This is a genomic window from Pseudomonas guariconensis (genome assembly GCF_024127895.1).
GTDB classification, from domain to species: domain Bacteria; phylum Pseudomonadota; class Gammaproteobacteria; order Pseudomonadales; family Pseudomonadaceae; genus Aquipseudomonas; species Aquipseudomonas guariconensis_B.
Map to the genome: position 1 here is coordinate 1 of NZ_JAMYBK010000027.1, position 21,936 is coordinate 21,936.

Sequence of the window (21,936 nt, forward strand, 5' to 3'; positions counted from 1 at the left end):
AAGCACCCACACGAATTGCTTGATTCGATTGTTAAAGAGCGTTTGGTCAAGAGCGTTTCGTCTCAACCGAGGCGCGCATTCTACGCTTTCCTCAGAGTCTGTCAAGCGTTTGTTTTGAAGTCTTTTTTCGAAGCTGCTTTCTTATCGAAAGCGTTCAACTTCAACTGCCACCTGACTCGCAGCAAGTGCATCGCTGCGGGAGGCGAATAATACGCGCTTTGAATTCAGAGTCAACACTCCCGTCGAAAAAAGTTTCGCATGCCCGAGGCAACCGCACGAAACGCTCCTCTATTCATATGAACAGTTGAATTTCGCCCTGGGCGCGGCTTCCCCGCCCAGGCTGGCCTATCCTGACTGAACCCTCCCCGGTGCTTGCCTGGCAAGGGGGCGCTGTTCAAGAAGGAGTCGCCCGCGCATGGACAGGATCGTCGACCTCCCCGCTCCGCGCCTGCAGGTCCGCCGTCTGATCGGCGGCTTTTCCCTACTGTTCGCCCTTGCCGCGCTGGTCACCTTGGGCGCCCTGTTCAACATCGCCGCTACCCTCGACCGACAGGAACGCCAACGCAGCACCTTTCACGCCACCCAGGCGCTGGAACAGCGCCTGCTCGCCTCCCGCCAGTTTCTCTCCAGCTATGCCGTCTGGGATGCCGCCTACCAGCACCTGGCCAACGAGGTCGACTGGCATTGGGCCTATGACGAGAAGAATGTCGGCGAATCGCTGTACAGCGCCAGCGGGTTCGAAGGTGTCTTCGTGGTCGACGACCGGCATACCCGCTACGCCCTGTTAAGAGGCGAGCCAACCGACCTCCCCGCCGAGACCTTCATCGATGCCCCGCTGGCACCGATCATCGCCCAGGCCCGCCAGGTAGCCGTCGACCGCGAACAGGTCACTCACTTCGTGCTGTTCGATGGCTGGCCCGCGGTGCTCAGCGCCGCTGCCGTGCGCCCGGACATGGAGGTCCTGAAGATCGATGTCGGCAAGGCGCCGGTGATGCTGTTCGTCGACCAGTTGACCGAGGCCAAGCTGGCCCACCTGGGCGAAGGCGCGGGGCTGGCCGACATGCGCCTGGAAAAGAACACGACCACGCACCGGGCCACGCCACGCATCGTCCTGGGCGACACCGGCTACCACCTGACCTGGACCACCCCGCTGCCAGGCCGGCAACTGCTCTGGGCGGTCCTGCCGCCGCTGCTGGGCGCCCTGCTGGTGCTCGGCCTGGTGATGCTCTACCTGTTCCGCCATGCCCTGCGCAGTTCCCGCGCCATCGACCAGAGCCTGCAGCGCCTGCGACACAGCAACCAGGCGCTGGAGGCCAGCGAGCAGCGCTTTCGTGCCGTTGCCGAGGCCACCTCCGACTGGATCTGGGAAACCGATCGCCACCAGCGCCTGACCTACCTGTCGCAGCGCTTCGCCAGCGTCACGGGCTATCGGCTCGAAGACTGGCTGGGGCAACCGCTGAACCAACTGCTGGCCTGCGATACCACGCCCCTGGCCTCCTGGCTCGACGCCCAGGCCGAAGCCGACCCACAGCAGATGGCCAACCTACGCTGCGCCTACCACGACCCCAACGGGCAGCACCGCTACTGCCGCATGTCCGCACGGCCGATCCTGGTCGACGGCAAGCTCGCCGGCTTTCGCGGAACCGCCAGCGACATCACCCATGAAGTCGCCGCCCACGCGCACATCCAGCACCTGTCGCTGCACGATGCGCTGACCGGCCTGGCCAACCGCAACAAGCTCACGCGCCATCTGGAACAGGCCCTGCAACGCGGCAGCGATGCACCGCCGCTGACCTTGCTGCTGCTGGACCTGGACAATTTCAAGCCGATCAACGACGCCCTCGGCCATGCCATCGGCGATGCGGTACTGCAGGAAGTGGCGTCGCGCCTGCGCGAGGCCACCCGCGAAGACGACCTGGTGGCGCGCCTGGGCGGCGACGAGTTCGCCCTGGTCGTCGAGGCCATGGACGACCGCAACGAGATCGATCGCCTCTGCACACACCTGATCGCCCTGTTGCGCCAGCCTATCGTCGTCAACGGACAGCGACTGCATGTCGGCGCCAGCCTCGGCATCGCCCAGACCGGCCCCCAGGTCTGCGATGCCGGCGAGCTGGTACGCTGCGCCGATATCGCCCTGTACCAGGCCAAGGCCGACGGCAAGAACACCTGGCGTTACTTCTGCGCGCAGATGAACCAGCAGATCCAGTACCGCCGGCAACTGGAGAACGACCTGCGCCAGGCCCTCGAGCAGGAGGCGTTCGTGCTCCATTACCAGCCCCGCTACCGCCTGCAGGACCTGCGGATCGTCTCGGTCGAAGCGCTGCTGCGCTGGCAGCATCCCCAGCAGGGCCTGCTCGGCCCCGATACCTTCATTCCCCTGGCCGAGCAGAGCGACCTGATCGTCGCCCTCGGCCGCTGGGTATTGCGCCAAGCCTGCCGCACCGCCCGCCACTGGCAAGCAGAGTTGCTGGTCTCGGTGAACCTGTCGCCGGCGCAATGCTCCCGCAGCGACGTGGTCGCCGAGGTACGCGAGATTCTCCTGGAGACCGATTTCCCCGCCCAGCGCCTGGAACTCGAGATCACCGAAAACGTCATGCTCGCCGACATCGAAGGTGCCCTCGGCACCCTGCTCGCCCTGAAGGAGCTGGGTGTTCACCTGAACATGGATGACTTCGGCACGGGCTACTCCTCGCTGGGTTGCCTGCGCAGCTATCCGTTCGACAGCATCAAGATCGACAAGCGTTTCATCGCCGGCCTGACCAACCCGAACAGCAACGACCAGGCCGTGGTCCAGGCGATCATCGACCTGGGCAAAGCCATGGGCCTGACGGTGACCGCCGAAGGGGTGGAAACCGAGCAGCAGCTCAGGATGCTGGCCGACAAAGGCTGCCATGAAGTCCAGGGCTACTACCTGAGCCGGCCGCTGGACCAGGCGAGCTTCGAGGCGCTGCTGCGCGAGGGTGATGCAGGGCGACTGCACAGCCGCCCCTGACAACTACGCAGGAGAGATGCTGCGCTCGGCAACGATTTCCGCCAGGTCGGTGCGCCGCAGGTAGATCCGCAGGGGCTCGCCGATGTTCAGGCGATCGTCCACATGCTGCGCCAGCAGCAGTGCCAGGCGCTCACGGCACAGGACCATGCGCCGGCCCGCCTCTGGCCGCCAGACGAATTCGCTGCAGGGGATGATGCTGTCGCCGGCGACGTCCAGGCCGAACGAATCCTCGGAGAAGCGCACGATGTGGGTGCCGCGCTTGCCATGGAAGCCGACGAAACCCTTGAGTCGATCGGCGGCGTTGCAGATGTCCTGTGATGTAATGGCCATGACGTACCTCGCAAGATGTTTGGAAGTGACGCACGCCAGGCACGAGCGGTCGCCTCTGGTGGGCAACGCGCAGGTGCCAGCCTAGCGCAAGTCCCGGACCGTTCGCCAAGGTTTTTCATCCGACGTCGCCTGTACCGCTAGACTGTAAGGCTCCAGCCCCCGTTTCCCACCCTGACACTGGATTGTCATGACCAACGCCGTCAGCGCCGACATCGCCACCATTGGCCGCATCAATGTCGTACCGGCCATCCTCCAGGTGATCTGCGAGACCACCGGCATGCGCTTTGCTGCCGTGGCGCGGGTCACCGAGGACAGCTGGACCGCCTGCGCCGTGCTCGACAACCTGGGCTTCGGCCTCAAGGCCGGTGACGAGCTCGATGTGGCCAGCACCCTGTGCCACGAGATCCGCAGCAGCCAGCAGACCATCGTGATCGACAAGGCCAGCGAGGACGAGCAGTACTGCCGTCACCACACGCCGCGCATCTACCGCTTCGAGAGCTATATCTCGGTGCCGGTGCTACGTGCCGACGGCCGCTTCTTCGGCACCCTCTGCGCCCTCGACCCCGAGCCTGCGCAGCTCAAGGGCAGCGCCATCCAGCCGATGATGGAGTCGTTCGCCCGCCTGCTGTCGATCCAGATCGAAAGCGAGGAAAACGCCCAGCGCACCGAGCGCGCCCTGCAGAAGGAACGCGCCATGGCGGAGGTACGCGAACAGTTCATCGCCGTGCTCGGCCACGACCTGCGCAACCCCTTGTTCGCCATCACCGCCGGCGCAGAACTGCTGGCCCAGCGCCTGCAGGACGACAAGAGTCGCGCCATCGCCCGTCATATCCTCACCAGTGGCCGTCGTGCCTCACAGTTGGTGCGCGATGTGCTGGACTTCGCCCGAGGCCGTCTCGGTGCCGGCATCCCCCTCAACCAGCAGCCCTGCCCAGACCTGCGCGAAGCCCTTGGCCATGTCGCCTCGGAGCTGCAACGGGTGCATCCGCAGCGACGCATCCTGCTGGACATCGCCGACATCGGCGGCCTGCGCTGCGACCGCGAACGGGTGGCCCAGTTGCTTTCCAACCTGATCGCCAACGCGCTCACCCACGGCGCCCCCGACGGGCCAGTCACGGTCAGCGCGGCCATCCGCGATGGCACCTTCGTGCTCAGCGTCCACAACCTCGGCGAACCCATCCCCGCGCAGACACTGGCCCAGCTGTTCCAGCCTTTTTCCCGGCCATTGTCCGACGCCCCCCAACAAGGCCTGGGCCTGGGCCTGTACATCGCCAACCAGATCGCCCTGGCCCATGGCGGGTACATGGACGTGGCCTCCAGCGCACAGGCCGGGACCCTGTTCAGCTTCCGCCTGCCGGTGGATCGACCTGAGACGCCAGCAGCGCCGCCAGCCAGTCCATGAACACCTGGACCCGGCGCGGCACATGGCGCTGCCGGGCATACAACAGGGAAACCGGCATCGCCTGGGCCTGCCAGGCCTCGAGCACCGACACCAGCGCGCCGCTGCGCAGGTGTTCGGCCACCCCGACCGCCGGCACCTGGATCAGGCCAAGGCCAGCCAGGCAGGCGGCGGAATAGGCTTCGGTGTTGTTGACCGTGACCACGCCGCCCATGGCCTGGAAGCGCAGTTCGCCATTGTGCTCGTACTCGAACCCCGGGCTGCGTGAGCCCAGGTTGCGCACGTAGTGGACCAGCCGGTGCCCTGCCAGGTCTTCGAGGCTGCGGGGCTCGCCGTGGCGGGCCAGGTAGGCAGGGCTGAGGCAGTTGCGCATGCTCAAGCGGCCCACAGGCCGCGCCACCACATCCAGGTCACTCAGGGCGCCGATGCGTAGCACGCAGTCGAAACCTTCGCGCAACAGGTCGACCTGGCGGTCGGTGCAACTGATCTCCACCTCCAGGTGTGGGTAGCGCGCGAGGAACTCCGGTAATGCCGGGACGATGACCCGACGGGCCATCATGGTCGGCAGGTCGATGCGCAGGCATCCGGCCAGCGCGGCATCGTCGCCCCGGAACAGGTGCTCGATCTCGTCCATGCCCGAGAGCAGGTCCTTGCTGCGCTCGTACAACAACACGCCATCCTGGGTCGCCTGCACCCGGCGGGTGGTACGGTTGAACAGGCGCGTGCCCAGCAGGTTCTCCAGCGCCCTGACCTGCTCCGACACCGTCGAGCGTGGCAACCCCAGGTGTTCGCCAGCCTGGGTGAAACTGGCCAGTTCACTGACCCTGACGAAGGTTCGCAAGAGTTCCAGCTTGTTCATGCATGGCCCCTATTGTCCGGTGAATACGAACAGTATTTCCGGATTCACAGGATTTAACAGCCCTGCCTCGATCAATAACCTGTTGCCATCGTCACCACCATCAACGAGGTAACCGACATGACCCGCAAGCTCGCTCTGATCACCGGCGCCAGCCGCGGCCTGGGCAGGAACGCCGCCGAGCACCTGGCCGCACGCGGCATCGACATCATCGGCACCTACCACAGCAAGGCCGACGAGGCCCGCGCCGTAGCCGAACGCCTGGAACAGGCCGGGGTGAAGGCCGCCATGCTGCAGCTGGATGTCAGCGACAGCGGCAGCTTCGTCGCCTTCGCCGAACGCCTGGGCGAAACCCTCCAGCAGCGGTTCGACCGCCCCGATTTCGACTTCCTGGTGAACAATGCCGGCATCGGCGTGAACGTGCCCTTCGCCGAAACCAGCGAGGCCCAGTTCGACCAGTTGCTGAACATCCAGCTCAAAGGGCCGTTCTTCCTGACCCAGCGCCTGTTGCCGCTGCTGGCCGACGGTGGCCGCATCGTCAACATCTCCAGCGGCCTGACCCGTTTCGCCCTGCCCGGCTATGCCGCCTACGCCGCCATGAAGGGGGCGATGGAGGTACTGACCCGCTACCAGGCCAAGGAACTGGGCGCGCACGGTATTCGCGTGAACATCCTGGCACCAGGCGCCATCGAGACCGATTTCGGTGGCGGCGTCGTACGCGACAACCAGCAGGTCAATGCTTTCATCGCCAGCAATACCGCGCTGGGGCGTGTCGGCCTGCCCGACGACATCGGCGCCGCCATAGCCCTGTTGCTGGAAGAAGGCAATGGCTGGATCACCGGCCAGCGCCTGGAGGTTTCCGGCGGCATGTTCCTTTAAAGGCTGGCCGGGCCACTCAGGAACTGCTGCAGGCTGGCCAGCGCCGGCAGTACCAGGGCCTGGCTGGTCAGGCACAGGCCGACCCGACGGCGCAGCGCCAGCCCCGGGCTTGGCTGCCAGTAGATGCCCGGGTGGCGTTCGACCAGCGATTGCGGCAACCAGGCCGCGCCCAAGCCGGCAGCGACCATGGCCAGGGCCTGCTGCAACGAAGCGGCCTGGCCCACCTGCTCGCCCTCGCCATACAGGCTCATCAGCCGTTGGTGCGAGGGGTGGTGCGGGCAGGTGATCCAGCGCCCGTCGGGCTGGCTGCCGATAGCCATCGTCAGGACGAAAGCTTCCTCCCACAGCGGCAGGAACAGCTCATCCTCGCAACGCAGCGCCTCGTCGGCCAGCCGCGCATCACCATCGCAGCCCTCCAGCAAGGTCAACTGCAAGCCATCGACGGCCTGGCTGGCCAGGCGCACGCAGGCTTCGACCTGTGCCGGCGCGATATCCGCCTCGATACCCAATGCCAACGACACCCGCTCCTGCCCCTGGCGGAAACGCAGGCGCAGCGCCTCGGCTTCAGCGACCATGCGGCACGCCTGCGGATACAGCTGGCGCGCCTGTTCGCTGACCTCGACCCCACGGGCCTGACGCAGGAACAGTTCGACGCCCAGGTCGTCCTCCAACTGGCGAATGGTCACCGACAAGGTCGGCTGGGCCACGCACAAGCGCTGCGCGGCGACGGTGATGTTGCGTTCTTCGAACACAGCGATGAACGCTTTGAGGTGACGGATATCCATAGACAGAACCGATGTCATCCAGAGAAATAAGCCGTTTTTCAGGGCCGAAAGGGTTATCTAGAATCCCGGCCATCGAAAACGATTATGCCTGGGAGGCAGTCATGAACAAACCGCTGATCATCGTCACGGGCGCCAGCTCCGGTATCGGCGCCGCTACCGCTCGCCTGTTCTCCGCCGCCGGCCACCCGCTGCTGCTGGTCGCTCGACGGCTGGAGCGTCTCGAAGCGCTGGGCCTGCCCGATTGCCTGTGCCGCGCCGTGGACATCCGCGACCGTGCGACACTGGCCGCCGCCGTGCAGGAAGCCGAAGCGCTGTATGGGCCGGCCGATGCGCTGGTGAACAATGCCGGGGTGATGCTGCTGGGGCAGATGCACGAACAGGATCCGCAGCAGTGGGAGCGCATGTTCGACATCAACGTCAAAGGGCTGCTCAACGGCGTGCATGCCCTGCTCGGCGGCATGGTCGAGCGGCGCCGCGGCACGCTGATCAATGTCAGCTCCGTGGCTGGGCGCAAGACCTTCCCCAACCACGTGGCCTACGTGGGCAGCAAGTTCGCCGTGCATGGGTTGTCGGAGAACCTGCGCGAGGAGCTGGCACCGCATAACGTGCGGGTGGTGACCATTGCGCCGGGTGCGGTGGAGACCGAGTTGCTCGGGCATACCACCGACGAGGGCATCAAGCGCGACTACGAGGCCTGGAAGGCCAATGACATGGGAGGCGTGGTGCTGGCGGCGGAGGATGTGGCCGGGGCCATCGTCTGGGCTTACCAGCAGCCACAGCAGGTATGCATTCGAGAGATCGTGCTGGCGGCTACGGCGCAGCAGCCCTGAACAGCCGGGCTTCAGTTGCATTTAGGATCGCTTCGCGCCCCATCGTCGGCAATATTGGCGCCGTCGCCTGCCGTATCCATGAGGCTCAACGCTCGGCCTGGTCCTCTTGCACCTGCACGCTCGCCGTCATCCCGGCACTGAGGCTCACGCCCTCGGGTATCCGGTCCAGGCGTATCCGCACCGGTATGCGCTGCGCCAGGCGTACCCAGTTGAAGGTCGGCTCGACCTCGGGCAACAACTGGCTGTCGGGGTTGCTGTTACGGTCGGTGATGCCGCGGCTGATGCTTTCCACATGCCCCTGGATCGATTCGCCCGCGCCCATCAGCCAGACCTTGACCGGGTCACCCTCGCGAATGCGCGGCAGCTTGGTCTCCTCGAAGTAGGCCTGGATATAGAAGGTCGAGTCGTCCACCAGCGCCATCACCGGCTGCCCGGTGGTGACATAGTTACCCTCGGCCAGGCGCAGGTTGGTGATGTGCCCGCTACGCGGCGCGCGTACTTCGCTGCGGGCCAGGTTGATCTTGGCCACCTGCAACTGCGCCTCGGCCTCGTGCAGCTCGCCCCGGGCGATCGCGGCGTTGATCTGGGCGTTCTCCCGCAGTTCGGCGCTGATCGCCCCCGGCCCCAACGCGGTACGCCGCGCCGCCTCGCGCTCACGCAGGCGCAACTGCTGGGCGCGGGTCTCGGCCACCGCGCTGGCCTGGTCGAACGCGGCCTGGAAGCGCTCGCGGTCGATGCTCATGAGCACCTCGCCCGCCTTGACCTGCTGGTTGTCGTGCACCGCGAGCCGGCGCACCCAGCCGGAAACGTCCGGTGCGATCACCACCACATCGGCGCGCACCCGCGCATCGCGGGTCCAGGGGGTGAGCATGTAGTACTGCCACAGGCGATAGCCGGCGAACACCGCGACCACCACCACACACAAGGTAACCAAGATACGTACCGCTGTACGCATGGATCGACTCCTTACAAAGGCCCCAGCAGATGCACCACCAGGGACAGGACACAAACGAACAACGCCGCATCGAACAACGCTTCGTGCCAGATCCAGCGCCCCAACGGCGTGGCCTGCACCACCAGGCGCAACAGGCCGGTCAAGACCAGCGCCATCAACACATAGACCAGGAACGGGCTGAGCAGCACGCCACCCAGCGCCCATTCACGCAACCCCATGGACGTCCTCCTGCCAGCGGCACCATTTGCCCCAGCTCCTGCGCAACTGCAGTACCGCCCCTTCGGCCAGGCGCAACGGGTCGCTCGGGGGCAGTCGGCGCAAGGCCTCGATGAACTGTTCACTGGCCGCGTCCAGGCGCTCGCCGCGCCCTGGCGCCGGCCCGCTGGCCAGCACCGCCGCCAATTGCTGCAGGTACTGGCGCTCGGCATCGCCCAGTGGCGCCTGGGCCACGGCCAGGCACATGCGCAGGTGCACCAGCTCATCGCCGATGTCCAGGCCGTGCAGGCCATCGTCCCAGCGCTTGCGCTCGGCTTCCGGCAACTCGCTGGCATGCCGCGCCAGCTGCATCAGGCGGTCGGCCATGCGCCCGCCGAACCAGCTGTCGGCGCCACGCAGGTCACGCCGGGTCAGGCGCACCAGGTCGCCCTGGGTCGCCGCCCGCAGGCGCCTGCCAAGCCAGGCCGGGTGGCGCAGCACCAGCAGGCGGAACGCCAAGACAGCGGCGCCCACCCCGATCAGCATGGCCTGGGCACTGTTGAGCATGGTCGCCACGTCGAAGTGCATGGCATTGAGCGGCGCCACCAGGACGATGAAATGCAAGCAATAGGACGTGGCGGTCGCGCCGATGCGCGGATGGGCCATGCCCAGGGCACCGAAGAACAGCGGAACCCCCATGCCCAGGCAGAGCATGGCGAAGCTGCTCCATTGCGGCAGGAGGATCTGCCCGACGAAGAAGGCCACGGGTACCGCCAGGAGGATCCCGCGCAGGAAGCTCAAGCCGATCTGCGCGCCGTTCTCGCGGCTGGCGAACAGGCTGCAGACCACGCAGGTCAGCACCAGCCCACCCGGTGCCGAAGGCCAGGCGGTGGCCAGCCAGAAACAGGCCATCACCAGAAACGCCACGGCGCTGCGCGTGCCGAACAGCAATGCCAGCGGCACGTCGCGGTGGGCGGCAAGCCCCTGGGCCACATCCTTCGGCGCCCTGCCCGCCTCCACGTCCTGCAACGCCTGGGTGGCGGCCATGGCAAAGTCCAACAGCAAGGTCAGGCGCGCCAGGCAATAGTGTTCGGCGGAGCTGATCCGTTCGTCGTGGGCCGCGTCCCAGACACGCTGGCGCAGCAGCAACAGGCTCGGTCGATCGGGCTTGGCCAATTGCTCGCGGGCTTCATCCAGCCAGGGAGCCATCCGCTGTGCCTGGTCTTCGTCGAGCTGACGCCACTGCCGACGCACCGAGCGCGAAATGCGCAGCAGCACCATCAGCTTCTGGCTGAGCCCACGGATGGCTCTGGCCCGTTGCCGGCCGCGATTGCCTTCGAACCAGGCATGCTCGCGCTGGGCATCGATGGCGACGATCCGTCCGAGGATCTCCAGCAGCCCCTTGCGCGCCTCGTCTTCGCCACCGAGCATGGCGCTGGAGGCTTGCAGGCCGTTCTGCCAGGCCTGGCGCGCCTGACCGCCGAGCTGTTGCTCCACCCGCATGGGCCAGAGCAAGGCGCTGGTGGCGGTGGCGCAGACGATGCCCAGGCAGATCTCGGTGCAGCGCGCCACCGCCTGGTCGAACACTTGCAAGGGATGGTCGATCGCCGGCAAGGCGATGATCGCCACGGTGTAGCCGGCCAGCACGAAGGCATAGGCCCAGGCGCTGCGCAGTTGGGTGGAGGCGGCCGTGCACAGCGCCAGCCATAGGGCCAGGGTGAGCAGGAAGAGCCAGGGCGCCTGGGCGAACAGGCCAATGAACAGCACCGACATGAAGGTCCCCACCAGGGTGCCGGCCAGGCGCGCCAGGCCCTTCTGCACCACCATGCCGGACAGCGGCTGGGCGACGATGAATGCCGTCATCAAGGCCCACGAAGGCTGCTCCAGGCCCCAACGCATGGCCAGCCACAACGCCAGGCCGCCACCGAGCAAGGTCTTGATGGCGAACTTGATGGCGAGGTCGCTGGGGGCGAACAGGGCCTTGAGGGTGATGGGCACGAATCGGACCTTGCGAGGGGATGGTGAATAGAAAGATAGACAACGGCGGGGAGGATAAAGCGGAAAGGGTGTAATTAGCTAGCTAATCATCTTTTTAATCGAAGAGGTTGCACCTGTCTCTAGCGGGGCCACAAAGCCCCCCAAAAGGTAGCTGAACTACCCTCGGAGCAGCCCAATGGGTCGACAAGAAATTCCAGGCAAAAAAATGGGCGACCGAAGTCGCCCCAAATGCCTTGCGTGCTCGTGAATCCAGGAGGATCAGCGCGGCTTGCGCTTGTTCGAGTCCTTCCAGATGAAAATGCCCAGACCGGCAAAGAACGCGAACATCAACCCGACCGTTACCACACCAGCGATAACCACATTGTCGAAGAACATGTCGGCCTCCCGTTTGCGCCTGCCGTTGTCCGATGGGTGCAAGGTAACGAATGCAGGGGGAGGGAAAATTGACCGGAGTCAATGGTGCCCGGGGCCGGGCACGCGAGGCGGGTGCAGGTTTGACCTGCGTCAAGTTTCAGCGCTTCTTCGGCTTGCCCTTGGGCTTTTTCTTCTTCGCCTTGCCCAACGGCATGGCCTGCTCGAACGCCTGGCGCACTTCGTTCAGGCGCTTCTCGTTGAGGTCATGGATGCGTTTGGCGCGCTCGGCGCCGAAGTCGATCAGGTTGTCTTGGCTCATGGGCAGGCTCGACTGACAGCAGAGACTTGCATGATGACCGCAGGCGGCGTCCCTGGCCAGTCAGACTTCGATGTCGACCAGCAGGCCCTGGCGCGGGCGATCGCCCAGCGGCGCCACCGGCACGGTGTTGTCGGCATTGAGTTCATCGCCAGGCACGGCGTCGTAGCGCTCGTCCTGCGCATGCCGGCGGCGCTGCTGCTGACGGCGTTGCTCTTCGCGCAGCAGCAAGGCTTGCTCCTGGGGATCGCGCTGGTGCCGCAGGTCGATGGTGCCATCGCTGGAGGCAGGCTGCGCCGGGACCACCGGCGCAATGTCCGGGGTCGGCTTGACCGGGTCCTGTTGCGAGGTCACCGGGGCGGCGCTGATTGGAATGATCGGCGGCAGCATGCAATTGTCTCCTGTGACCCTTGTATCGGCCGGCCATCAGCCACCTTGAACCTTCACGCACAGGATTGTGCGGGGCGTCACAACAGCGCCGAGGCCGCCAGAACGATCTCAGCCGGCAGCATCGTCCAGTTCGTCGTCGGTCGGCGGCCCGCCTTCGCTCCACGGCCGCTTGTAGACCTGCAGCCAGACCGCATCCATGTGCTCGCGCAACACGGGCGAGGCATTCTTCAACGAAGCGCTGTCGTGGCGCTCGCCGCCGATGGGCTCCTCGCCCGACGGAGTGACCAGCGACTGCCCGGTGATGGTATAGACCGCCTGGCCCTGGCGCATCTCGATGGCGATGTCGTGGGGATCGATGCCACCGCCGCAGAAGGCATGGCTGGCCACGGTCACCTCGGCGACACCGTCCTTGTCGAGGTCGCTGACGTCACTGACATCGGTATAGAAGTCCACATCCAGGTCCAGGCCCGGGCAGGTGGTTTCCTGCTCGCTCTGCCAACGCGGCGTGAACAGATCGCCATCGGCGCGGCCATACAAGGTGGCCTTGAGCACCACCTGGTCGACCTCCTGCTCGGCCTGCGCGTCGGTGGCCTGGCCATCGCTGCGGCTGAGCACCAGCAGACCCTCGCCATCGCGGTCGCGAAAGTGCACGCTCTTGATCGGCGTGCGCACGCCCAGCACTTCCAGTTGCTCGACCGGAATCGGCGGCAGGGTCTGGAAACCCTGCTGCTCGCAGGCGGCCAGCGACAGCAGGCCGCCCATGGCCAGGGAGGCATTCAACCAGCGGTGCTTGGCAGGCATGTCGGCGCGCAACCCTCCTCGGCAAGACGGTATTCGTCGATGAAGCAGCTAGACTCTTTGGTCTACCGGGCCTATCCGTTAACATAGCCGGCTTTTTCATCGCGGGAGTTCAGGCAGTATGGCGCAGCAGTATCAACCGGGGCAACGCTGGATCAGCGACAGCGAAGCCGAGCTCGGCCTGGGGACCATCCTGGCGCAGGATGGCCGCCTGCTGACCGTGCTCTACCCGGCCACTGGCGACACCCGCCAATATTCCCTGCGCAATGCGCCGCTGACCCGCGTACGCTTTTCGCCCGGTGACCAGATCACCCACTTCGACGGCTGGAAACTGACCGTGCGCGAGGTCGAGGACGCCGATGGCCTGCTGGTCTACCACGGCCTCGACAACCAGAACCAGCCGCGTGTCCTGCCGGAAACCCAGCTGTCCAACTTCATCCAGTTCCGCCTGGCCAGCGACCGTCTGTTCGCCGGCCAGATCGACCCGCTGCCGTGGTTTTCCCTGCGCTACAACACCCTGCAGCACACCAGCAAGCAGATGCTGTCGTCGCTGTGGGGCCTGGGCGGTTGCCGCGCCCAGCCCATCGCCCACCAGTTGCACATCGCCCGCGAGGTGGCCGACCGTATCGCCCCGCGTGTGCTGCTGGCCGACGAAGTGGGCCTGGGCAAGACCATCGAGGCAGGCCTGGTGATCCATCGCCAGTTGCTCTGCGGACGCGCCAGCCGCGTGCTCATCCTGGTCCCGGAGAACCTCCAGCATCAATGGCTGGTGGAAATGCGCCGGCGCTTCAACCTGCAGGTGGCACTGTTCGATGCCGAGCGCTTCATCGAGAGCGACGCCAGCAACCCGTTCGAAGATGCCCAGTTGGCGCTGGTGGCCCTGGAGTGGCTGGTCGACGACGAAAAGGCCCAGGATGCCCTGTTCGCCGCGGGCTGGGACCTGCTGGTGGTCGACGAGGCCCACCACCTGGTCTGGCACGAGGAGCAGGCCAGCCCCGAGTACACCCTGGTCGAGCAACTGGCCCAGGTCATCCCTGGCGTGCTGCTGCTGACCGCCACCCCCGAGCAACTGGGCCAGGACAGCCACTTCGCCCGCCTGCGCCTGCTCGACCCCAACCGATTCCACGACCTGGCCGCGTTCCGCGCCGAGAGCGAGCACTATCGCCCGGTGGCCGAAGCGGTACAGGAACTGCTCGATGAGGGCCGCCTGTCGCCCAAGGCCCACGCCACCATCGAAGGCTTCCTCGGTGCCGAAGGCGAAACCCTGCTGGCCGCGGTCAGCGCTGGCGACAGCCAGGCCAACGCACGCCTGATCCGCGAACTGCTCGACCGCCACGGCACCGGGCGGGTGCTGTTTCGCAACACCCGCGCGGCGATCCAGGGCTTCCCGGAACGCCAGTTGCACCCCTACCCGCTGGCCAACCCGGAGCAGTACCGCGACCTGCCCAACGGCGAGCACGCCGAGCTGTACCCGGAGGTGGCCTTCCAGGCCCAGGGCGAAACCAGCGACGACGAGCGCTGGTGGCGCTTCGACCCACGGGTCGACTGGCTGATCGATACCCTGAAGATGCTCAAGCGCACCAAGGTCCTGGTGATCTGCGCCCACGCCGAGACCGCCATGGACCTGGAGGACGCCCTGCGCGTGCGCTCCGGCATCCCGGCCACGGTGTTCCATGAAGGCATGAGCATCCTCGAGCGCGACCGTGCCGCGGCCTACTTCGCCGACGAGGAGTTCGGCGCCCAGGTACTGATCTGTTCGGAAATCGGCAGCGAGGGGCGCAACTTCCAGTTCGCCCATCACCTGGTGATGTTCGACCTGCCGGCCCACCCGGACCTGCTCGAACAGCGGATCGGCCGCCTCGACCGGATCGGCCAGAAACACACCATCGAACTGCACGTGCCCTACCTGCAGGACAGCCCCCAGGAACGCCTGTTCCAGTGGTACCACCTGGGCCTGAACGCCTTCCTCGCCACCTGCCCGACCGGCAATGCCCTGCAGCACCGTTTCGGCCCGCGCCTGCTGCCGATGCTCGAAGCCGGCGACGGCAGCGCCTGGGACAAGCTGGTGGCCGAGGCGCGCGCCGAGCGCGAGCGCCTGGAAGCCGAGCTGCACAGCGGCCGCGACCGCCTGCTGGAGCTCAACTCGGGCGGTGCCGGCGAAGGCCAGGCCCTGGTCGAGGCGATCCTCGAGCAGGATGACCAGTTCGCCCTGCCGATCTATATGGAAACCCTGTTCGACGCCTTCGGCATCGACAGCGAGGACCATTCGGAAAACGCCCTGATCCTCAAGCCGAGCGAGAAGATGCTCGACGCCAGCTTCCCGCTGGGCGACGAGGAAGGCGTGACCATCACCTACGACCGTGGCCAGGCCCTGTCCCGCGAGGACATGCAGTTCCTGACCTGGGAACACCCGATGGTCCAGGGCGGCATGGACCTGGTGCTGTCCGGCTCCATGGGCAACACCGCCGTGGCGCTGATCAAGAACAAGGCGCTCAAGCCCGGCACCGTGCTGCTCGAGCTGCTCTACGTCAGCGAAGTGGTTGCCCCGCGCCACCTGCAACTGGGCCGCTACCTGCCATCGGCAGCCTTGCGCTGCCTGCTCGATGCCAACGGCAACGACCTGGCGCCTCGCGTGGCCTTCGAGACCCTCAACGACCAGTTGGAGAGCGTGCCCAAGGCCAGCGCCAACAAGTTCGTCCAGGCCCAGCGTGACGTACTGGCCAAGCGCATTGCCGGTGGCGAAGCCAAGGTCATGCCCACGCACGAGGAGCGGGTGGCCGAAGCCCAGCGACGCCTCGCCGCCGAGGCCGACGAAGAGCTGGCCCGCCTGACGGCGCTCAAGGCGGTCAACCCAAGCGTGCGCGACAGCGAGATCGACGCCTTGCGCAAGCAGCGCGAGGATGGCCTGGCCATGCTGGAGAAGGCCGCCCTGCGCCTGGAGGCGATCCGCGTGCTGGTCGCGGGCTGATGCCTTAGTACATGCAACATGCTGGGGCCGCTTCGTGCCCATCGCTGGCAAGCTGGCGATGGGCACGAAGCAGCCCCATGGAATTTCCCACCGCCCTTAGATCTCCCCGCTATCACGCCAATATCCAAATGATTGAAATCAAAGTGCCATCAATCAGGAAGGCTTAATCACCCGTTCCTATACTGCTGCTCAACGGTCTCCGTGAAGACTTCCTGGAGACGCGCGAGAACTCGACGAAGAGGCAAGCAATGGAATGGCTGGGACTGCAATTGTTCGCCGAGCTGCCGACCAGCGGACAGATCGTTCTCGACTGCCGTCATGAACCTTTCATGGTCGTGCTCGCCTATGCGGTGGCCTGCGCGGCATGCTTCGCCACCCTCGACATGGCCGAACGCCAATGCCACAGCGAAGACGACGCTGCGCGCCGGCAATGGCGCATGCTCGGGGCCTGCTGCCTGGCCGGCGGTATCTGGGCCATGCACTTCATCAGCATGCTGGCGTTCCAGGCGCCCCTGGAGATCCACTACGACGTGCCCCTGACCGGGCTGTCGCTGCTGATCGCCCTGCTCGCCGCCTGGCTGGCGATGAACACCCTCGATCGCAGCGCGATGCGCCCGCGCCACTACCTGCAGGCCGCGCTGTTCATCGGGCTGGGCATCACCCTGATGCACTATGTCGGCATGGCCGCGCTGCAGGCCAGTGCCCAGCAGTATTACCAGGCCGGCCTGGTAGTGGCGTCCCTGGGCATCGCCATCGCCACCAGCCTGCTGGCCCTGTTGATGGCCCGCTACTTCAGCAATGGCGCCGGCACCCTGCACCTGGTGCTGAAGTACGGCGCCAGCCTGCTGATGGCCGCCGGCATCGTGGCCACCCATTTCACCGGCATGGCCGCGATGACCCTGGTGATCCCGGCCGACACCGCCCTGCGCCTGCCCTCGGTGGACAACAGCCTGCAACTGGGGCTGACCCTCGCCTCCATCACCTTGCTGATCTGTGGCGGCAGCATCAGCGCGGCGCTGTCGGACAAGAAGCTGCAAAGCAAGGAACGCGACCTGCGCCGGGTCAACGTGCTGCTCAGCCAGCTCGACCAGGCCCGGGTCTCGCTGCAGCAGGCCGCCCACTACGATGCCCTGACCAACCTGGTCAACCGCCGAGGCTTCAACCAGGTATTCGCCGAACGTCTGGTGGAACACAGTGCCAACGACGGCATGCTGGCCGTCATGTTCCTCGACATCGATCACTTCAAGCGGATCAACGACAGCCTCGGCCATGCCGCCGGCGACGAGTTGCTCAAGGTGATCGCCGACCACATCAAGGCCGCCACCCGCAACCAGGACCTGGTGGCGCGTTTCGGTGGCGACGAATTCTGCATCGTCACCAGCCTCAACAGCCGCGAGGAAGCACGCCACCTGGCCCAGCGCATCATGCAACGGATGAAAGAGCCAATCGACCTGGGCGGGCGGCGCATGGTCATGACCACCAGCATCGGCATCAGCATCTTCCCCGATGACGGCCGCACCGCCGAAGAACTGCTCAAGAACGCCGACCTGGCGCTGTACCAGTCCAAGGGCTGCGGGCGCAACAGCCTGAACTTCTTCGACAACGGCCTGAAGACCCGCGCCACCCTGGAGCTGCAACTGGAGGAAGAGCTGCGCCTGGCCCTGCTCGAAGAATGCGGCCTGTGCGTGCACTACCAGCCGATCTTCGACCTGCACAACGGCCAGGTGGCCAAGCTCGAAGCCCTGGTGCGCTGGCAGCATCCGCAACATGGGCTGCTCGCCCCCGACCGTTTCATCGGTATCGCCGAGACCAACGGCCTGATCGTCGACCTTGATCTATGGGTGCTGCGCCGCGCCTGCGAAGACCTGGCCCGGCTCAACCGCCACGGCTATGGCGCGCTCAAGGTCACGGTCAATTGCTCGGCAGTGACCCTGGGGCGCGAGGAGTTGGCCAGCGAGGTGGAGATGGCGCTGTTCCAGGCCGGCCTGACACCTCGCCAACTGGAACTGGAAGTCACCGAGAATGCCCTGATGGGCGATATCCAGCGCACCGTCAGCCTGCTCAAGCGTATCCGCGCCCAGGGCGTGGCCCTGTCGATCGACGACTTCGGTACCGGCTATTCATCGCTGGCCTACCTCAAGCGCCTGCCCTTGGACGTGCTGAAGATCGATCGCTCGTTCATCCAGGACGTGCCGGGTAGCCAGAAGGACCGCGAGATCGTCCAGGCGATCATCATCATGGCCCATACCCTGCACCTGCAGGTGGTCTGCGAAGGCGTCGAGACCGTGGAGCAGCACGAGTTCCTCGCCGCCCACGGCTGCGACTTCCTCCAGGGCTACCTGCTCAGCCGCCCGGTGCCACTGGCCGAGCTACGCCCGATCCTCGAACGGCTCGACCGCCAGGACAGCGACTTCAGCCCTTGTTGCGATACAGTTCTACCAGGGTCGCTGGATCTTTTTGCAGATAGCCCTGGCTACCGTGCAAGCGCATCAATTGCGCGGCGAGGCCACTGAGCGGCGTTGCCGAGCCCTGCTCGCGCGAGAACTTCACTGCAGTATCCAGGTCCTTGAGCAATGTGCGCACGTGCCACTTGATCGGCTCGAAACGGCTCTCGGCCATCTGTGGCGCGAGGATCTGCAACGGCTTGGAGTCGGCGAAACCGCCTGCCAGGGCCTCGGCGATCAGCCGCGCATCGACCCCGGACTGCTCGGCCAGGGCCACCACCTCGGCGATCACCAGGGCATTGCAGGCCACGATCATCTGGTTGCAGGCCTTGGTCACTTGGCCCGCACCGATGCCCCCCATGTGGGTCACCCGCTGGCCCAGGGTCAGCAGCACCGGGCGCGCCCGCACCAGGTCCTCGGCCTCGCCGCCGACCATGATCGCCAGGGTGCCGGCCTCGGCGCCGGGGGTGCCACCCGATACCGGCGCATCCAGCCAGGCCATGCCGCACAGTGCCGCCAGCTCGGCGGCCATCTCGCGGGTGGCGGTCGGCTCCAGGCTGGAGAAGTCCACCAGCAACTGGCCACTGCGCCCGCCCTGGGCCACGCCCTGCTCGCCGAACACCACCTCGCGCACCACCGCCGTATCGGCCAGGCACAGCAGCACCATGTCCGTGTCACGGCACAGCTCGGCGGGGCTGGCGGCCAGGCGCGCGCCGGCGGCAACCAGTTCAGCGCACTTCTGCGGGCTACGGTTCCAGACCGTCAGCGGGTAGCCCGCGGCCAGCAGGCGCCGGCACATCGGCAGGCCCATCAGGCCGATTCCGGCGAATCCCAGCGAAGGCAATGCAGTACTCATGAGCAACTCCAGGCAGATGATTAAAGAAGCAGGGCAATCGGGCGATGCACTGCGAAGGCGACAAGACAACTCACGGGATATAAGGCAAACCCCTATCGCCTACGTGAAAGGCGCACTGATACAGTCGCGAAATTTCCCAATGATGGCTATATGACATACCTGTCGACGGCCCACCACCCAAGGCGAATGGCGCACTATGACCTCTACCAACACTTCTGCCAATGCGCTGCCCGAGTCGTCCATCCCCTCTTCCTCGCCGGCCGCGCTATCCCCGCGGGACCTGCAGCCCACGCGCCTGCTGCCGACGCAACAATACCTCTACTACACCGAGCAGGACATCCAGCGCATCCTCGACAACCTCGACGGCCTGCGCGACCTGGTGTTCCCGCAGAACCTGCACGTCGAGGACGAAAGCCAGCTACGCCTCGAACAGCAGTTCCCCTCGGTGTGCCTGATCGGCCTGGGCCGCTGCGGCTCGAACATCGCCCTGGACGTGGCAGAACTGGTCTACAACGCCCGCACCTTCTTCCTCAACGAGTTCAACAACGAGGAGCGCAACAAGGGCGAGGCCGGCTACAGCCCGGCACGCTGGATCCGCCAGAACCTGCGCCTGGTGCAGAACAAGGTGGCGAAGCCGGTATTCCTGGTCGAGCCGCTGGTGATGCTGGGCGACCTGGACAAGGACATCGCCGGGCGCATCCGCTTCTCGCGCAAGGGCGAGCGCGGGGGCTTCCTGCGCGACTACAGCAAGATGAAGATCATGGACCTGTCCGAGGTCCACGCCGGCGGTGCCGGCAATGCGCCGATCCTCGGCCAGTACCTGGCCAAGATCATCCTCAACAAGGACACCCAGCGCTTCTCCAGCAGCGACTGGAAGCTGATCCACTCGTACCTGATCGACTCCTGCGGTATCAAGGCCAACCAGTCGCGCCTGTATTTCTACATCTTCAGCGCCGGTGGCGGCACTGGCTCGGGCATGGCCTCGGAGTTCGGCCTGGCCCAGCAGTACTCGTACATGAACAAAACCTTCGACACCAAGCCGGCCGACGAGAATGACGGCAAGAGCGGGCATTCGTTCGTCTTCGAGCCGATCTTCACCAGCGGCATCTGCGTACTGCCGAACGTTTCCGACCATCGCAGCGAGATGTCCGAAGCCCTGCACATCAACGCCGGGCGCTTGCTGTGCAAGTACCTCTCGGAAGAGTGGGACTTCTCGTACAACTTCGACAACGAAGACAGCAGCGAAGCCAGCGTCATGGGCCGCATCCGCCCGTGGAACGCGATGATGCTGATTTCCAACGACATCATGCGCTACGCCGAGGAGAACGACGACGGCACGATCCAGAACATCGACGTCAACGCCATGGAGAAGCACGCCAACCAGTACATCTCCCAGCAGATCTTCAACATCCTCACGGCCCAGGCGGTGACCACCGACTACGACCAGAACTACTTCCGCCGTGCCGGCATCGATATCGGCGAGACCATTCGCCTGGATGCCAATGACCTGTTCATGAGCCTGGCCGGCCCGGTGGCCATCGCCTATGCCGAATCGGTGGTGCCGGAGCAGCCTGTGCCCGGTTCGGACAAGTTCAAGGTGTTCGAGAAGGAAAACCCGCGACTGGACATCGACGACCTGTTCCTGCGCTCCATCGACCTGCCGCACTTCAACAAGCAGACCCAGGCCATCGAAGGCATCAGCCTGCTGCCGATCGAGTCACGCCGCTACCGCGCGGCCCTGGAGCAGTACCAGGCTTCGGGCTACGACGCGGCGGCGCTGCATGACCTGCACTTTTTCAAGAACTGCTCGTCGGTGGTGTCGATCGTTTCGCTGCCCAAGGACTACAAGCTGTCGTACATGGACCTGAACCGGCTCAAGACGCACCTCAACAGCCTGTTCCCCAACACCACCCTCAAGCGCTACGCCCTGGTGATCGGCGCCTCGGCCAACCTCTCGCTGACCACCCTGATCGCCAAGAGCCCGTGCCTGTCGGACGACTTCCTGACCTTGATCGTGGCCTTCATCAAGCGCTGCTTCGCCCGCAACCCGTATCGCTTCGACGACACCCTGGACAACGCCATCCTCGAGTTCATCACCAGCGAGCAGTTCGACGAGGCACGCATCGACGAGTTGCTCAACGAGTTCGAGAACCCGGCGAAGATCCTCGACACCAACTGGTATGCGATCAAGCCGATGTACGAGAAGAAGTACCGCGAACTGATCAATGACAAGAGCCGCTTCGTCTCGATCAACGACATCCGCCTGTCGCGCGACTGCGTGAAGAAGGCGGTGAAGTACCTGCGCGAGATCTTCCGCCACCGGATCGGCAAGACGCGAGTGATCTCGCTGAACAACCATACCGGGCGGGTCGACTACTGACGGCACGGGGCCGCTTCGCGCCCCATCGCCGGCAAGCCGGCTCCCACAGGTATTGTGCTGATCCCAAAAGCAGCGCAATACCCTGCAAATCACATCATTTGCAATCGACTCACCCTGTGGGAGCCGGCTTGCCGGCGATGGGCGCGAAGCAGCCCCTATTACGCATACCGTAAACTGTTACCGCGCAGCCGAATCACTCACCCGACTGTTA

Annotated in this window: 19 protein-coding genes; 8 read left to right on the plus strand and 11 right to left on the minus strand. The window is 65.4% G+C overall.

Going from position 1 to position 21,936, the window contains the following annotated elements; translation table 11 throughout:
• Together NJF35_RS21005 and NJF35_RS21010 are read left to right on the plus strand one after the other, a co-directional pair.
• Window positions 1–210: hypothetical protein (locus NJF35_RS21005; protein ID WP_253091441.1), on the plus strand; the 210-nt coding region annotated here is incomplete at its 5' end.
• 205 nt (window positions 211–415) lie between these two features.
• A complete protein-coding gene (locus NJF35_RS21010) occupies window positions 416–2,992 on the plus strand; it encodes an EAL domain-containing protein (protein ID WP_253091442.1) in 2,577 nt (858 codons plus the stop codon).
• A 3-nt stretch (window positions 2,993–2,995) separates the two neighbouring features.
• Here NJF35_RS21010 and NJF35_RS21015 read toward each other — a convergent pair whose 3' ends face one another.
• Window positions 2,996–3,322, minus strand: coding sequence for a DUF2025 family protein (locus tag NJF35_RS21015; RefSeq protein ID WP_225788183.1), 327 nt, complete (start codon window positions 3,320–3,322; stop codon window positions 2,996–2,998).
• A gap of 187 nt (window positions 3,323–3,509) precedes the next feature.
• Here NJF35_RS21015 and NJF35_RS21020 point away from each other — a divergent pair, with 187 nt between their 5' ends.
• The gene (locus NJF35_RS21020) at window positions 3,510–4,724 is read left to right on the plus strand and encodes a GAF domain-containing sensor histidine kinase (protein WP_225788182.1); all 1,215 of its coding nucleotides are present in this window, start codon (window positions 3,510–3,512) and stop codon (window positions 4,722–4,724) included.
• Here the strand turns inward: NJF35_RS21020 and NJF35_RS21025 are convergent.
• On the minus strand, window positions 4,663–5,580 hold the full coding sequence (locus NJF35_RS21025) for a LysR family transcriptional regulator (RefSeq protein WP_225788181.1): 918 nt from the start codon (window positions 5,578–5,580) through the stop codon (window positions 4,663–4,665). The genes NJF35_RS21020 and NJF35_RS21025 overlap by 62 nt on opposite strands.
• Window positions 5,581–5,697: 117 nt before the next feature.
• Between NJF35_RS21025 and NJF35_RS21030 the strand changes: the two genes are divergently transcribed.
• Window positions 5,698–6,456 (plus strand): SDR family NAD(P)-dependent oxidoreductase, encoded by a 759-nt coding sequence (locus tag NJF35_RS21030; RefSeq protein ID WP_225788180.1) that lies wholly within the window; start codon window positions 5,698–5,700, stop codon window positions 6,454–6,456.
• Here the strand turns inward: NJF35_RS21030 and NJF35_RS21035 are convergent.
• Window positions 6,453–7,241: a LysR family transcriptional regulator gene (locus NJF35_RS21035; RefSeq protein ID WP_253091443.1), complete on the minus strand. Its 789-nt coding sequence runs from the start codon at window positions 7,239–7,241 to the stop codon at window positions 6,453–6,455. The genes NJF35_RS21030 and NJF35_RS21035 overlap by 4 nt on opposite strands.
• Window positions 7,242–7,342: 101 nt before the next feature.
• Here NJF35_RS21035 and NJF35_RS21040 point away from each other — a divergent pair, with 101 nt between their 5' ends.
• Window positions 7,343–8,071: an SDR family oxidoreductase gene (locus NJF35_RS21040; protein ID WP_225788178.1), complete on the plus strand. Its 729-nt coding sequence runs from the start codon at window positions 7,343–7,345 to the stop codon at window positions 8,069–8,071.
• An 85-nt stretch (window positions 8,072–8,156) separates the two neighbouring features.
• Here the strand turns inward: NJF35_RS21040 and NJF35_RS21045 are convergent, their stop codons facing one another.
• The 7 genes from NJF35_RS21045 to NJF35_RS21070 form a co-directional block, all read right to left on the minus strand.
• Complete coding sequence (locus tag NJF35_RS21045) at window positions 8,157–9,026, minus strand: HlyD family secretion protein (RefSeq protein ID WP_253081648.1); 870 nt, start codon at window positions 9,024–9,026, stop codon at window positions 8,157–8,159.
• Window positions 9,027–9,037: 11 nt separating this feature from the next.
• Entirely contained in the window at window positions 9,038–9,244 is a 207-nt protein-coding gene (locus tag NJF35_RS21050; RefSeq protein WP_225788176.1) for a DUF1656 domain-containing protein, read from the minus strand.
• Window positions 9,231–11,219 carry an FUSC family protein gene (locus tag NJF35_RS21055; RefSeq protein ID WP_225788175.1) on the minus strand — a complete coding sequence of 663 codons (1,989 nt, stop codon included), beginning with the start codon at window positions 11,217–11,219 and terminating at the stop codon, window positions 9,231–9,233. The genes NJF35_RS21050 and NJF35_RS21055 overlap by 14 nt, the downstream gene beginning before the upstream one ends.
• A 258-nt stretch (window positions 11,220–11,477) precedes the next feature.
• Window positions 11,478–11,594 (minus strand): cytochrome c oxidase subunit CcoM, encoded by a 117-nt coding sequence (gene ccoM, locus NJF35_RS24745; RefSeq protein ID WP_008097462.1) that lies wholly within the window; start codon window positions 11,592–11,594, stop codon window positions 11,478–11,480.
• A gap of 136 nt (window positions 11,595–11,730) precedes the next feature.
• A complete protein-coding gene (locus NJF35_RS21060) occupies window positions 11,731–11,892 on the minus strand; it encodes a hypothetical protein (protein ID WP_225788174.1) in 162 nt (53 codons plus the stop codon).
• A 60-nt stretch (window positions 11,893–11,952) separates the two neighbouring features.
• Window positions 11,953–12,279 (minus strand): aspartate-semialdehyde dehydrogenase, encoded by a 327-nt coding sequence (locus tag NJF35_RS21065; protein WP_253081646.1) that lies wholly within the window; start codon window positions 12,277–12,279, stop codon window positions 11,953–11,955.
• Window positions 12,280–12,387: 108 nt separating this feature from the next.
• Window positions 12,388–13,080 (minus strand): M949_RS01915 family surface polysaccharide biosynthesis protein, encoded by a 693-nt coding sequence (locus NJF35_RS21070; protein ID WP_253081645.1) that lies wholly within the window; start codon window positions 13,078–13,080, stop codon window positions 12,388–12,390.
• A gap of 118 nt (window positions 13,081–13,198) precedes the next feature.
• On the opposite strand from NJF35_RS21070, the gene rapA reads away from it, so the two are divergent.
• Together rapA and NJF35_RS21080 are read left to right on the plus strand one after the other, a co-directional pair.
• Complete coding sequence (rapA, locus tag NJF35_RS21075; RefSeq protein ID WP_225788171.1) at window positions 13,199–16,045, plus strand: RNA polymerase-associated protein RapA; 2,847 nt, start codon at window positions 13,199–13,201, stop codon at window positions 16,043–16,045.
• 248 nt (window positions 16,046–16,293) lie between these two features.
• Entirely contained in the window at window positions 16,294–18,558 is a 2,265-nt protein-coding gene (locus NJF35_RS21080) for a putative bifunctional diguanylate cyclase/phosphodiesterase (RefSeq protein WP_253091444.1), read from the plus strand.
• Here NJF35_RS21080 and NJF35_RS21085 read toward each other — a convergent pair.
• On the minus strand, window positions 18,458–19,345 hold the full coding sequence (locus NJF35_RS21085; RefSeq protein WP_253091445.1) for an NAD(P)-dependent oxidoreductase: 888 nt from the start codon (window positions 19,343–19,345) through the stop codon (window positions 18,458–18,460). The two genes, NJF35_RS21080 and NJF35_RS21085, sit on opposite strands and share 101 nt — an antisense overlap.
• 196 nt (window positions 19,346–19,541) lie before the next feature.
• Here NJF35_RS21085 and NJF35_RS21090 point away from each other — a divergent pair, with 196 nt between their 5' ends.
• Window positions 19,542–21,725 carry a hypothetical protein gene (locus NJF35_RS21090; protein ID WP_225788168.1) on the plus strand — a complete coding sequence of 728 codons (2,184 nt, stop codon included), beginning with the start codon at window positions 19,542–19,544 and terminating at the stop codon, window positions 21,723–21,725.
• Window positions 21,726–21,936 lie beyond the last annotated feature (211 nt).

Excerpts from the sequence above, each read along its gene's own strand:
- NJF35_RS21010 (WP_253091442.1), top strand. The coding sequence starts at position 416 with ATGGACAGGATCGTCGACCTCCCCGCTCCGCGCCTGCAGGTCCGCCGT.
- NJF35_RS21015 (WP_225788183.1), bottom strand. The coding sequence starts at position 3,322 with ATGGCCATTACATCACAGGACATCTGCAACGCCGCCGATCGACTCAAG.
- NJF35_RS21020 (WP_225788182.1), top strand. The coding sequence starts at position 3,510 with ATGACCAACGCCGTCAGCGCCGACATCGCCACCATTGGCCGCATCAAT.
- NJF35_RS21025 (WP_225788181.1), bottom strand. The coding sequence starts at position 5,580 with ATGAACAAGCTGGAACTCTTGCGAACCTTCGTCAGGGTCAGTGAACTG.
- NJF35_RS21030 (WP_225788180.1), top strand. The coding sequence starts at position 5,698 with ATGACCCGCAAGCTCGCTCTGATCACCGGCGCCAGCCGCGGCCTGGGC.
- NJF35_RS21035 (WP_253091443.1), bottom strand. The coding sequence starts at position 7,241 with ATGGATATCCGTCACCTCAAAGCGTTCATCGCTGTGTTCGAAGAACGC.
- NJF35_RS21040 (WP_225788178.1), top strand. The coding sequence starts at position 7,343 with ATGAACAAACCGCTGATCATCGTCACGGGCGCCAGCTCCGGTATCGGC.
- NJF35_RS21045 (WP_253081648.1), bottom strand. The coding sequence starts at position 9,026 with ATGCGTACAGCGGTACGTATCTTGGTTACCTTGTGTGTGGTGGTGGTC.
- NJF35_RS21050 (WP_225788176.1), bottom strand. The coding sequence starts at position 9,244 with ATGGGGTTGCGTGAATGGGCGCTGGGTGGCGTGCTGCTCAGCCCGTTC.
- ccoM (WP_008097462.1), bottom strand. The coding sequence starts at position 11,594 with ATGTTCTTCGACAATGTGGTTATCGCTGGTGTGGTAACGGTCGGGTTG.
- NJF35_RS21060 (WP_225788174.1), bottom strand. The coding sequence starts at position 11,892 with ATGAGCCAAGACAACCTGATCGACTTCGGCGCCGAGCGCGCCAAACGC.
- NJF35_RS21065 (WP_253081646.1), bottom strand. The coding sequence starts at position 12,279 with ATGCTGCCGCCGATCATTCCAATCAGCGCCGCCCCGGTGACCTCGCAA.
- NJF35_RS21070 (WP_253081645.1), bottom strand. The coding sequence starts at position 13,080 with ATGCCTGCCAAGCACCGCTGGTTGAATGCCTCCCTGGCCATGGGCGGC.
- rapA (WP_225788171.1), top strand. The coding sequence starts at position 13,199 with ATGGCGCAGCAGTATCAACCGGGGCAACGCTGGATCAGCGACAGCGAA.
- NJF35_RS21080 (WP_253091444.1), top strand. The coding sequence starts at position 16,294 with ATGGAATGGCTGGGACTGCAATTGTTCGCCGAGCTGCCGACCAGCGGA.
- NJF35_RS21085 (WP_253091445.1), bottom strand. The coding sequence starts at position 19,345 with ATGAGTACTGCATTGCCTTCGCTGGGATTCGCCGGAATCGGCCTGATG.
- NJF35_RS21090 (WP_225788168.1), top strand. The coding sequence starts at position 19,542 with ATGACCTCTACCAACACTTCTGCCAATGCGCTGCCCGAGTCGTCCATC.